The sequence below is a fragment of the Microbacterium sp. B19 genome, from assembly GCF_000333395.1.
In the GTDB taxonomy this organism is placed as follows: domain Bacteria; phylum Actinomycetota; class Actinomycetes; order Actinomycetales; family Microbacteriaceae; genus Microbacterium.
In genome coordinates this window covers 22,223-34,336 of sequence record NZ_BADA01000461.1, presented here as the reverse complement: position 1 = coordinate 34,336, position 12,114 = coordinate 22,223, and the positions used below count along the sequence as shown (strand labels likewise).

Annotated in this window: 10 protein-coding genes and 1 pseudogene; 3 read left to right on the top strand and 8 right to left on the bottom strand. The window is 71.2% G+C overall.

Translation table 11 applies throughout. The annotated features are described in order from the left end of the window. Positions 1-1,992, bottom strand: a 1,992-nt coding sequence (locus I5G_RS16185) for a proton-conducting transporter membrane subunit (protein ID WP_022879992.1), incomplete at its 3' end; no start/stop codon positions are given. A gap of 428 nt (positions 1,993-2,420) precedes the next feature. On the opposite strand from I5G_RS16185, the gene I5G_RS24140 reads away from it, so the two are divergent. Continuing rightward, a complete protein-coding gene (locus tag I5G_RS24140; protein WP_148286523.1) occupies positions 2,421-2,915 on the top strand; it encodes a hypothetical protein in 495 nt (164 codons plus the stop codon). A gap of 114 nt (positions 2,916-3,029) precedes the next feature. On the opposite strand, the gene I5G_RS16175 is transcribed toward I5G_RS24140, so the two are convergent. Next, a complete protein-coding gene (locus tag I5G_RS16175) occupies positions 3,030-4,085 on the bottom strand; it encodes a LacI family DNA-binding transcriptional regulator (protein ID WP_022879990.1) in 1,056 nt (351 codons plus the stop codon). 77 nt (positions 4,086-4,162) lie between these two features. Here I5G_RS16175 and I5G_RS16170 point away from each other — a divergent pair, with 77 nt between their 5' ends. Further along, entirely contained in the window at positions 4,163-5,404 is a 1,242-nt protein-coding gene (locus I5G_RS16170) for a sugar MFS transporter (RefSeq protein ID WP_022879989.1), read from the top strand. A gap of 9 nt (positions 5,405-5,413) precedes the next feature. Then, positions 5,414-6,108, top strand: a pseudogene (nucS, locus tag I5G_RS23025) (endonuclease NucS). Positions 6,109-6,218: 110 nt separating this feature from the next. Here nucS and I5G_RS16160 read toward each other — a convergent pair. The 6 genes from I5G_RS16160 to I5G_RS16135 are packed head-to-tail and all read right to left on the bottom strand — an operon-like array spanning position 6,219 to position 12,096. Beyond that, a complete protein-coding gene (locus tag I5G_RS16160) occupies positions 6,219-7,325 on the bottom strand; it encodes an alcohol dehydrogenase catalytic domain-containing protein (protein WP_022879988.1) in 1,107 nt (368 codons plus the stop codon). Continuing rightward, complete coding sequence (locus I5G_RS23020) at positions 7,322-8,224, bottom strand: oxaloacetate decarboxylase (protein WP_022879987.1); 903 nt, start codon at positions 8,222-8,224, stop codon at positions 7,322-7,324. The genes I5G_RS16160 and I5G_RS23020 overlap by 4 nt, the downstream gene beginning before the upstream one ends. Beyond that, positions 8,221-9,657: a 3-isopropylmalate dehydratase large subunit gene (gene leuC / locus I5G_RS16150; RefSeq protein ID WP_022879986.1), complete on the bottom strand. Its 1,437-nt coding sequence runs from the start codon at positions 9,655-9,657 to the stop codon at positions 8,221-8,223. Before leuC ends, I5G_RS23020 begins: the two co-directional genes overlap by 4 nt. Next, positions 9,654-10,289, bottom strand: coding sequence for an isochorismatase family protein (locus tag I5G_RS16145; protein ID WP_022879985.1), 636 nt, complete (start codon positions 10,287-10,289; stop codon positions 9,654-9,656). Before I5G_RS16145 ends, leuC begins: the two co-directional genes overlap by 4 nt. Continuing rightward, entirely contained in the window at positions 10,286-10,882 is a 597-nt protein-coding gene (leuD, locus tag I5G_RS16140) for a 3-isopropylmalate dehydratase small subunit (RefSeq protein WP_022879984.1), read from the bottom strand. The genes I5G_RS16145 and leuD overlap by 4 nt, the downstream gene beginning before the upstream one ends. A gap of 5 nt (positions 10,883-10,887) precedes the next feature. Then, entirely contained in the window at positions 10,888-12,096 is a 1,209-nt protein-coding gene (locus I5G_RS16135; RefSeq protein ID WP_022879983.1) for an NAD(P)/FAD-dependent oxidoreductase, read from the bottom strand. Positions 12,097-12,114: the final 18 nt, after the last annotated feature.

Below are 12,114 nucleotides of genomic sequence, written 5' to 3'. Positions count from 1 at the left end.
CACCACGAGCGTGATCGTCTCGATGAGCACCTGCGTGAGCGCGAGGTCGGGGGCACCGCTCGTCGCGAAGAGCACGACCATGCCGAGACCGGTCACCGACACGAGCGCGACGCCCGTGAAGCGCTTGGGCGCGCGGACCGCGAGGATGCCGGCGGCGATCATCACCGGAGCGGCGAGGAGCTGCGCGGGCGACTGCCACGCGTCGAGCTGCGCACGCCATTCGTCCGAGGCGAGCAGCGCCGTGCCCTCGGCCACGACGAGGACGACGAAGATCGTGCCGACGTAGAACGGCAGCGAACCGCGCTGGAACCGTGCCGTCGTCCACTCCGACGACCGGTCGATCGCGCGCAGCACGCCGTTGTACGCGTCGTTCGCCGTGAAGGGCAGCATCCGCTTGCGCTTGTGCAGCTGGGTGCGGCGCACGAGCCAGAAGATTCCGGCGCCGAGCGCGAGCGTGCCGAGCGAGAGGAACAGCGCCGGCTCGAGGCCGTGCCAGAGGGCCAGGTGGTACGTGTGGTCGGGGGCCGGGACGCCCGCGGTCGCCTCGGGGACGGTGTCGGCGTACGGCGCGAGCCATCCGTCGACGATCGGCGCGAGGAAGCCGAGCGCGAGCGTCGCGGCCGACAGCAGGACCGGCGAGGCGAGGAACCCGATGGGCGGGTCGGGCCACTCGGTGCGCTCGATGGACTTCTTGGTCCAGAACGCCCCCCAGAGGAACCGGATGCCATACCCCGCCGTGAGCGCCGACCCGGCGACGACGCCGATCAGCGCGACGATGCCCCACGGCGCCCCTTCGGTCGCCTCGTGCCACAGCGCCGTGAGCGCGGTCTCCTTCGCGACGAAGCCGAAGGCCGGGATGACACCGGCCATCGAGGCGATCGCGATGAACGCGGCCGTCGCCATGACCGGTGCCTGGCGACCGACGCCGGACAGCTCGCCGATGTCACGCGTGGAGAGCTGGCGGTCGATCACGCCGACGACGAGGAAGAGGCACGACTTGAACAGCGCGTGGCTGAGGACCAGCGCGATGCCGGCGAGAGCGGCATCCCGGGTGCCGTACCCGAGCATCACGGTCAGGAAGCCGAGCTGGCTCACCGTGCCGAACGCGAGGATGCGTTTGAGGTCGCGTTCGCGAAGCGCCTGGAATCCGCCGAGCAGCATCGTGAAGACGCCGAGCGTGATGAGCGTGGGGCGCCAGAACGGGGTGTCGGCGAAGCCGGGCGCCAGGCGCGCGATCAGGTAGATGCCCGCCTTCACCATGGCCGCGGCGTGCAGGTAGGCGCTCACCGGGGTCGGGGCCGCCATGGCACCGGGGAGCCAGAAGTGGAACGGGAAGATCGCCGACTTGCTCAGTGCCCCGACCAGGAGCAGCAGCACGGCGACGTCGGCCACGGGTCCGACGGGCGGGTCGGCGAGGATCGCGGACAGGCTGGTGGTGCCAGCCTGTACGACCATCAGCACGACGCCGATCAGCATGACGAGTCCGCCGAGCGTCGTCACCAGCAGCGCCTGGAGCGCGGCCCGGCGGCTCGCGGCGCGGCCGTGGTAGTACCCGATGAGCAGGTACGACAGGACGCTCGTGACCTCCCACAGCATGATCAGCACGACGATGTCGTCGGTGAGGACGAGGCCGTACATCGCCCCCGCGAAGGCGAGGAGCACCGCGGAGAACTGTCCGACCCCGGTCGTCTTGCCGCGGAAGTACCAGCGGCAGTAGAGCATGACGAGCGCGCCGACACCGGTCACGATCAGCGTCAGGAGCCATCCCAGGACGTCCATGCGCATCGAGAGCGTGACGCCGAGACCGGGGATCCAGGCGTATTCCTCGAACGGAATGGCACCGGAGAGCACCGTCGGCGCCAGCACGATGGCGTGCGCGAAAGCGAGGGCGGGGAGGACGGCGGCGACGTAGAACGCGCGGGCGCCGATTCTCGCCACCAGGAACGGCAGCAGGATCGGAACGAGGGCGAAGGCGCCGAGGAATGCCAGCACGAGTGGGCCTCCTCGGGGTCGACGGGCAGGTGCCCGGGCTCTCGGGGTGTCGGATCCATTCTACCCGAGGCATTCGTCTCCCCGGTCGGGTGATGCTCAGGATGTGCGCGGGGATGCCGCTTGACGGGACTCCTCCCCGCACACGTGACGCGCTCATGCACGGACACCGGGGGATTTTTCCCGCGTGCGCGACGAGCCGGAGCTGCCTCGTCGCTCGGCTCGAGCCGAAGAACGGCAGTGTCGACGATGGCGAAGGGAGAGCTCATGGAACGAGGGGCCGATTTCGGAACTGCCTTCGCGTCGCAGGCTTCCGTGTGGACGACCCGGCCCCCGGCCGCTCGATGAGTCCGCCCACCCCCCTCCCGGTGCACGCTTGGGTCGATGAGTCCGTGCTCGTCGCTCGCGGTCTCTACCTCCTGGCTGCCGCCGTGGGCCCCGTCGTGCCCGAGGCGCTCGAAGCCGACCGGAGCCGCCTGCGGTCACTCGCACGCGCAACGGGGCGCCTCCATTGGAGCAGCGAGGAAGAACGCGACAAGATGCGGATCGCGACTCTCGTCGGCGAGCTCTCGCTGTCGAACATGGTCGTGACAGCCACCCGTCTCGACTCTCGCCGACAGGAGCGGGCGCGTCGCAAATGCCTGCAAATGTTGGTCCACCAGCTGGTCGCTGACGACGTGCAACACGTGTGGTTGGAGTCGCGCGACCGGATAGGTAATCAGAGGGATCTCGCCATGATCGCCAGCCTCCGCACGACGGGCGCCTTGCCTCCGTCGATCCGTGTCGACCACGCGCGGCCTTCGGAGGAACCGCTCCTGTGGGTCGCGGACGCCGTAGCCGGCGCGGTCGCCGCGGCATACGAGGGGCGCCCTCAGTTCCGAGGGCTCATCAACCACAAACTGCACGAGATCGTCATCGAACTGTAGATACGCGAAAGCCGGGTCCCGTCATGCGGCGGGGGTCCCGGCTTCACTTCCTCACACCCCTCAGGGGAAGGCGTACCCCAATCATACGAAAGCGCATCGCGTCTCACAACGACGCTAGACGCCTGTCGAGCGCGGCGGCGCGGTCGTCGTGCCGACGCGGAACGTGCAGGTCAGGTCCAGTCCGGCGGGGGTCGAGCCCTCGAGCATCGCCGCGACGGCCTCGCCCGCCGCGCGGCCTTTCGCCGTGGCCGGCTGCACGAGGGTCGTGAGCACGTGGGGCGCGAGGCCATCCACGACGACGCCGTCGAAGCCCGTCACGCTCACGTCGCGGGGCACCTGGAGTCCCGCCTCCTCGGCGGCGCGGATGACGCCCGCCGCCAGCAGATCGCTCTGCGCGATCACGGCCGTGGGTCGGCGCGATGGGTCGGCGAAGATCGTGCGGCCCGCGATCGCGCCCTCGTCGATCGAGCTGGCCGCGGCGGCGAGCGCCGGAGCGTCGGGGAACACCTCGCGGACGCCGGCGAGCCGGTCGGCGGTGATGTCGACGTGCACGGCGGCGTCGTCGGGGATCCACCCGCGGCGCCGCTCGACGTCGACCGGCAGCGTCACGACCACGACGTCGGTGTGCCCGAGGTCGGCAAGGTGTCGGGCTGCTTCGCGCTGCGCCTCCACGTTGTCGAGCAGCACGCGCGGGATTCCGTCCCCGGCATCCCCTTCGATGACGACGACCGGGATGCCACGCCCCCGGACGATCTCGAGCGAGTCGGCCATGCGGGGGCTGCAGCCGATGAGCACCGCGGCGTCGATCGGAGCGGTGTGCAGCGACGGTTCGCTGATGGTCACACCGTCGTCGCGCAGGAGGAGGAGTGCGGCGCCCAGGCGCGAGACGCCGTCGGCGAGGCCGTCCATCATGTGCGTCGTCACGGGGTCGAGGAACGCCGTGCCGAGGTGCTGGTCGAAGACGACGCCGACGATGCCCGACCGACCGCGGCGCAGCGAAGCCGCGCGAGGATCCGGACCGGTGTAACCGAGCTTCTCTGCGGCCGTGAGCACCCGCGCCCGCGTCGCCTCCGACGTCGGCGTCTTGCCGCTGAAGACGACGGATGCCGTCGAGACGGAGACGCCCGCCTCTCGGGCGACGTCGCTGATGGTCGCGCGGCGCGTGCTCACCGCCTGATCGTACCCCGCGTGGAACCGATCTCTCGAATCGATTCGATTCGTCCGCGAATCCTGGTTACTGTGGCGATATGGATTCCACGCTCACCCGTTCGCGCCTCGTGCGCTGGTACATCGCGATCTGCGCGATCTTCCTCGCGAGCGGCCTGAGCATCTCGACCTGGGCCTCCCGGGTCCCGGCGATCCGCGAGTCGCTCGGCATCGAGAACGCCGGCGTGGGGCAGTTGCTGCTCGGCATGGGGGTGGCATCCATTATCGGTCTGACCGTCGCGCCCGCCGTCATCGCGCGGGTCGGTGCACGCCGCGGCATGCTCATCGCCCTCCTGCTCGTCGCGGTCGGGCTGTTCATCATCGGGTTCGGGTCCGACACCCTTCAGCTGTACGGCGTCGCGCTCGTCGGCCTCGCGCTGTTCGGGTTCGGCAACGGGGCGGTCGACGTCATGATGAACGTCGAGGGCGCCGCGCTCGAGAAGGCGACCGGCCGCACCGTGATGCCTCTGCTGCACGCGTTCTTCAGCTTCGGCACGGTGATCGGCGCCGGCATCGGGTTCCTGGCCGTCCGTGGCGGCCTGCCGGTCTTCGCGCACAGCCTCGCGATGGCGATCGTGATCGCGGTGGTGGCCTTCGTCGCGATCGCCAACGTCCCGTCCCGCGAGATCGCGATGGACGCCCCGCCCGCGGAGCAGCGCGCGCACTGGCGCGAGCGCCTCGGCACGTCGCTCGCCGCGTGGCGCGAGCCGCGCACGTACACGCTCGGCGTGATCATGCTCGGGATGGCATTCGCCGAGGGCAGCGCGAACGACTGGCTGCCCTCCGCGGTCGTGTTCGGACACGGCGCGCCCGAAGAGGCAGGGCCGGCCGTGCTCGCCGTGTTCTCGGTCGCGATGACCGCGGGGCGCCTCCTCGGCGGTCCCGTCGTCGACCGGTTCGGACGCGTGTGGGTCCTGCGGATCCTCGCGGTCACCGCCGCCGCGGGACTGCTGCTGTTCATCGTGGCGCCGTTCGGACCGCTCGTGTACCTCGGCGCCGCGCTCTGGGGTCTCGGTGCCTCGCTGGGCTTCCCGATCGGCATGTCCGCCGCGGCCGACGACCCCGCCAAGGCCGCCTCCCGGGTCGCCGCGGCCGCGACCATCGGGTACGTCGCGTTCCTGTGCGGCCCGCCGATCCTCGGCTGGATCGGCGATCACATCGGTCTGCTCAACACGCTGCTCATCGTGGTGGGGTTGATCGTGGCATCCGGACTCTTCTCGGGAGCGGCGAAGCCGCTCGTCGTCGCTGAACCCGAGGCCGAGAGAGCCGCCCGCCGCGATTAGGCTCGTCGGGTGCGTCTCGTCATCGCCCGCTGCTCCGTCGACTACACCGGTCGGCTCAACGCCCATCTGCCGCTCGCCACGCGTCTGCTCGTGCACAAGGGCGATGGGTCGCTGCTCGTGCACTCGGACGGCGGGTCCTACAAGCCGCTGAACTGGATGAGCCCGCCGTGCACGCTCACGGTCGAGGAGCCGGATGAGGATGCCGCGAGCGTCGGCGTCACTCAGCAGTGGCGCGTCACGCACAAGAAGTCCGGCGACGCGCTCGTCGTGAAGATCTACGAGGTGATCCACGACACCTCGCACGACCTCGGCGTCGACCCCGGTCTCATCAAGGACGGCGTCGAAGCCGACCTGCAGCGGCTGCTCGCGGAGCAGGTGTCGGTCGTGGGCGAGGGCCTCACGCTCGTCCGCCGGGAGTACCCCACCGCGATCGGCCCCGTCGATCTGCTGCTGCGCGACGACACGGCGGCACGGTCGCGATCGAGGTCAAGCGCCGCGGCGACATCGACGGCGTCGAGCAGCTCACCCGCTACCTCGAGCTCCTCAACCGCGACCCGCTGCTCGCACCCGTGAGCGGCGTCTTCGCGGCGCAGGAGATCAAGCCGCAGGCGCGCGTGCTCGCGACCGACCGCGGCATCCGCTGCCTCACCCTCGACTACGACGAGATGAAGGGCATCGAGTCGGGCGCTCCGCGGCTGTTCTGACAGGTCGCCCGGATCGCTCCGGGCGACGAGCGGAGGAGAAACGGGGAGCGGAGGAGGCCAAGCCCCGCGGGGCTCCTCCCCCCGCCGGAAACCCTCCCCTGAGCGCCGAGTCAGGCGAAGCGGATGATCTGACGCACGGCGGCACCGGATGCCAGAGCGTCCATGCCCTCGTTGATGTCGTCGAGCGCGATCTCCGACGAGACGAGACGCTCCACCGGCAGACGCCCGCGTCGCCAGAGGTCGACGAACACGGGGATGTCGCGCTCGGGCACCGCGGAGCCGAGGTAGCTGCCGATGATCGAGCGCCCCTCCGCGACGAGGGCCGTGGGCGAGAAGCTCACGCGCGCGTCCGGCGCGGGGAGTCCGACGGTGACGGTGCGCCCTCCGGCCTCGGTCAGCGCGATCGCCGTCTCGAGGGCGCGCACGTTGCCGGCGGCCTCGATCACCACGGGAGCGCGCAGCCCGGACTCCACGGCCTCGGCGGGAGACAACGCCCGCGCAGCACCGAGTTCACGGGCGAGCGCGAGCTTCGCCTCGACGGCATCGACCGCGATGACCGTGAGATCGTCCAGCGCGAGCGCGGTGAGCAGCGCGGCCATGCCGACGCCGCCGAGTCCGACCACGGCCACCGTCTGCCCGGGCGACGGCCGCCCGGCGTTGAGCACGGCTCCGCCGCCGGTGAGCACGGCGCACCCCAGGACGGCGGCGACGTCCGCGGGCACATCGTCCGACACGGGCACGACCGAGTGGACGGAGACGACCGCGTGGTCGGCGAAACCGGAGACGCCGAGATGATGGTGCACCGGGATGCCGTCCCTGCTCAGGCGCCGACCGCCGGCGATCAGTTCGCCGGCTCCGTTCGCCGCCGAGCCGGGCACGCAGGGCCGCAGCCCGTTGCTCGCGCACCCCTCGCACGCGCCGCAGCGCGGAAGGAACGTCATGACCACTCGCCGACCGAGCATCTCCGGATCGGCGCCCGGGCCGACGGCATCCACGATCCCGGCGGCCTCGTGCCCGAGGAGCATCGGCGTGGGACGCGCGCGGTTGCCGTCGACGACCGAGAGGTCGGAGTGGCAGAGCCCGGCGACTTCGATCCGCACCCGGATCTCCTCGCGACCGGGTTCGGCCAGCTCGAGTTCCGAGACGGTGAGGGGCCGCGATTCGCGGAAGGGGGCGGGCCGCCCCACCTCCTCGAGGACCGCGCCGCGAATCCTCACGACGCCCCCTGCACGGCGGCCCGGGGCAGATCGAGACTCGACGCCCGGTCGCCGATCGTGAGGTAGCGATCGAGACCGACGAGATCGTTGAGCTCGTCGAGGCCGTCCATTCGTTCCCGCCACGACCGCGAATCGCCGTCCCGGCGCAGGTCGGTGAGGAAGTCCGACATCGCCATCGAGGCGACGCGCAGCGGGGCGGTGGGGAAGATGACGAGCTGGAATCCCAGGGCGTGGAACTCGTCCGCGGACAGCGCCGGGGTCACACCGCCCTCGCTCATGTTGGCCATGATCGGGCCGTCGAGCTCCGCACCGATCCGGCGGAGGTCCGCCATCGACGACGGCGCGTCGATGAAGACGACGTCGGCGCCGACCTCGCGGAACCGCTGGGCCCGCGACAGCGCCTCGTCCAGTCCGAGCGGCGCGAGCGAGTCGGTGCGCGCGACGATGACGGTGTCGGGATCGCGCCGGGCCTCGGCCGCGGTGGCGATCTTGCGGACGGCCTCGTCGGCGTCGATGACCTCCTTGCCGACCATGTGGCCGCAGCGCTTCGGCCAGACCTGATCCTCGATCTGGATGCCGGCCGCCCCCGCCGCCTCGAGCATGCGGACGTTCGCCCACACCGAGGTGGCATCCCCGTACCCCGTGTCGGCGTCGACGAGCAGGGGCAGGTCGGTCACGCGGGCGGTGGCCGTCAGCGCCTCGAGGGCCTCCCCGGCACCGAGGAGTCCGATGTCGGGCAGGCCGTGCCGCCAGGCCGCGATGGCGTAGCCGCTGAGGTAGACCGCGCCGAAGCCCGCGCGCTGGATCGCGAGCGCCTCGAGGGGCGTCCCCGCGCCGGGGACGACGAGGGGTGCGGCGGTGTCGGCGAGCAGTCCGCGGAGCTGGGAGGCGGGGGTCATGGAATCACTTTCTGATCGGATGCCGACAGGTCGGCGGGAGAGGCGAGGCGGCCGATCACGGCGGATGCCGCGGCCACCGCCGGGGAGACCAGGTGCGTGCGAGCACCCGGTCCCTGGCGGCCCTCGAAGTTACGGTTGGAGGTGGACGCGGTGCGTTCGCCCGGTCCGACGACGTCGGGGTTCATCCCCAGGCACATCGAGCACCCCGCCCCGCGCCACTCGGCGCCGGCGGCACGGAAGACCTCGTCGAGGCCCTCCTCCTCCGCACGGCGCTTGACCGCCATCGACCCGGGGACGACGAGGAGCCGGATCCCGGCGGCGGCGCGCCGTCCGCGGAGGACGTCCGCGGCGATGCGCAGGTCTTCGATGCGGCTGTTCGTGCACGAGCCGATGAAGACGGTGTCGAGCGGGATGCCGCGCAGCGGGGTGCCGGGGCGCAGGTCCATGTACGCGAGCGCGCGGTGGGCGGCCTCGCGCTCCTCCGGGTCGGTGAACGCCTCCGGATCCGGCACGGCGGAATCGAGGGGGGCGCCCTGGCCCGGGTTGGTCCCCCATGTCACGAACGGCGAGATCTCCGCGGCGTCGATCACGATCTCCCGATCGAACACGGCGCCCTCGTCGGTCGTCAGCGACGACCACTCGGCCACCGCGCGCTCCCACGCGTCACCCGCGGGCGCGTACCGGCGTCCCCGGAGGTACGCGAACGTGACCTCGTCCGGCGCGACGAGACCCGCGCGGGCGCCCCACTCCACGCTCATGTTGCACAGCGACATCCGCGCCTCGATCGAGAGCGCCCGGATCGCCTCCCCGCGGTACTCGACGACGTGACCCTGGCCGCCCCCGGTCCCCACCCGGGACAGGAGCGCCAGGGCGAGGTCCTTCGACGACACCCCGTCGGGAAGGCGTCCATTCACGGTCACCGCCATCGTCTTCGGACGGGCCTGCGGCAGCGTCTGGGTCGCGAGGACGTGCTCGACCTCGCTCGTGCCGATGCCGAACGCGAGGGCACCGAGCGCACCGTGGGTCGAGGTGTGGCTGTCGCCGCACACGATCGTCATCCCGGGCTGCGTGAGTCCCGTCTCGGGGCCGATCACGTGGACGATGCCCTGTCCTGGGTCGCCGAGCCGCTGCAGCTCGATCCCGAACTCCTCGCAGTTGCGGCGGAGCGTCTCGACCTGGAGCCTGCTCACCGGATCGGCAAGCAGGAGCGTGTCGGTCGGGACGTTGTGATCCTCGGTGGCCATCGTCAGGTCGGGCCGCCGGACAGGTCGACCGGCGACCCGCAGCCCGTCGAACGCCTGCGGACTCGACACCTCGTGGACGAAGTGGAGGTCGATGTAGAGCAGGTCGGGCCGCCCGTCCCCGCGCGCGATCGCCTGGCGCTCCCAGATCTTGTCGATCATCGTCCGCGGCGCGGTCGTCGCCGACGTCATCGCGTCACCCCGCCGAGGTACTCGAGGACCGCCGCCTCGTCGAGGACCTCGCCGTACTTCGCCTGGATGTCGAAGAGGTTCGCCTCGTGGGGGCCGTCCGCGCGATCGCCGACGGCGTCGCGCACCACGAGCGGGATGAAGCCGTGCTGCAGGGCGTCGACGGCCGTCGCGCGGATGCAGCCGCTCGTGCTCACACCGACGACGATGACCGTGTCGACCCCCTGTGCGCGCAGCGTCGAGGCGAGCGAGGTTCCGAAGAACGCGCTCGCGTACTGCTTGACGAGCACCGGCTCCCCCGGGTGAGGTGCCACCTGCGGCATGATGCGGCCGCCGGGCTTGTCACCGACGAAGACCGACAGCGCCCCGACCTTCCGGAAGAAGTAGCCGCCGTCCATCCCGCCCTCCACGAACGAGACGGTGGTGTGCAGCACGGGGATCCCCGCCCGACGCGCTGCCGCAAGCACGCGCTCCGCCGAGAGGAGGCAGTCGTCGAGCCCCATGTACAGCTGTTCGCCCGGCTCGAAGTAGGCCCGCACCATGTCGACGACGACGAGCGCCGGTGACGCCCCCGGCGTCAGCCTCCGCCCGAAGCCGGCCTCCGCGTCGCTCTGGACGCCCTCCCGCGCCGTCATCGACCGGCCCCGATCACGGGCTTGAGGTCGCTGCGCGCCGCCTCGAATCGATCGATCGCCTCCGCGGACTCGAGGGTGATCGCGATGTCGTCGTATCCGTGCAGCAGACGCCACCGCGTGTACTCGTCGAGGAGGAACCCGACATGGATGCCACCCGCCTCCACCGTGCCCCGCTCGAGGTCCACGGCGATCGTCGCCCCCGGCGTGGCATCCAGGTGATCCCAGAGTCGCTCGACGACGTCCTCGTCGAGCCGCACCGCGAGGAGGCCCGCCTTGCCGGCGTTGCTGAAGAAGATGTCGCCGAACCGGGGCGCGATGACGACGCGGAAGCCGTAGTCCTGGAGGGCCCACACGGCCATCTCCCGCGACGACCCGGTGCCGAAGTCCGGGCCCGCGACGAGGACCGAGGCGTCCCGGAAGGGCGGTCGGTTGAGGACGAAGTCCGGGTCGGTGCGCCACGCCGCGAACAGGGCGTCCTCGAACCCCGTCCGCGTCACGCGCTTGAGGTATTTCGAGGGGAGGATCTGGTCGGTGTCGACGTTGCTGAGACGCAGGGGGGCTCCGACCCCCTCGTGACGGATGAAGGGCTGCATCGGGGTCAGCCCCGCAGGCTCGCGAGCATCGACGACGTGAGCAGGAACGACCGTCGGGCCTCCTCGTCCTCCCCCAGCGCCTCCCACGCCGCGCGCTGCGCGGCACGGCGCTCCTCGTCGGTGTCGCGCAGCGCCGACCAGTTGCCCTCGGTCTCCTTGCCCACGTAGTCGAGGGCGACCTCGCGGCGACGGCGCGCCCAGTCGTCGAGCTCGGCATCCACGTCCTCGCCGTTCCCCGCCCGCACCAGCAGCTTCGCGAGGAGGTACCCGTCGTGCACGCCGCTGTTCATCCCCATTCCTCCCATGGGGTTGTTGACGTGCGCCGCGTCTCCGACGAGGTAGACGTTGCCCGCCCGGAACGAGTCCGCGACCTTCCGGTGCACCTCATACAGGGTCACCCAGTCGATCTTCTCCGGGTCGTGGCCCGGGAGCACGCGGTCGAACTGCCGACGGACGTTCTCGGACGAGAGCAGCTCTTCCGCGGTCTCCTCACCGAACGGCGCCGGGAACAGCACGCGCCACCCGCTCGGGTTGCGCATGAGCACGTGCCAATCGACCGGGTCGGCGACGTAGTTGACGCTCGCGATGTCGGGGAGCAGCTCGTGCAGGGGCGCCGAGGTGGAGGTGACCAGGAACCGCTCGGGATACGTGTGCCCGGTGAACCCGATGCCCAGCTGCGAGCGCACGGTGCTTCGCATCCCGTCTGCTCCGACGACGTGCCGCGCGCGGAGGACGCCCTCCCGCGGGCCGCCCACGACCTCGACCTCGACGTGGTCGTCCTGCGGTCGGACGGCGGTGACGGTCGCGAGGTTGTGCAGCTCGGCGAGGGGGTGCGCCTCGAGCGCCCGGTTGGCCATGAGCGTCATGACGCTCTGCTCCACCTGGAGACGGAACGGGTAGCGGGTGTCCTCGCTGAGGACCGAGAACTCGAGGTCGACGATCTTGCCCCGCTCCGCGTCGCGGAACTGGTACGACTCCGCAATGATGCCCTGGCGGATCAGTTCCTCCGCCAGGCCCAGCTCGTCGAGCATCTCCAGGGTGGGGGGATGGAACGTCGTCGCACGGGCCTCGAGGCTCGTCGCGGCGCGCCCCTCCAGGACGATCACACGGAGCCCGCCCTGGGCGAGGGTGAGTGCGGTCGTCGTCCCGACGGGCCCTCCTCCGACGACGACCACGTCGGCGTCGAGCTCGCGGAAGGGAGTGTGTTCGGTCATGTCAGTCCTGTCGTGTCG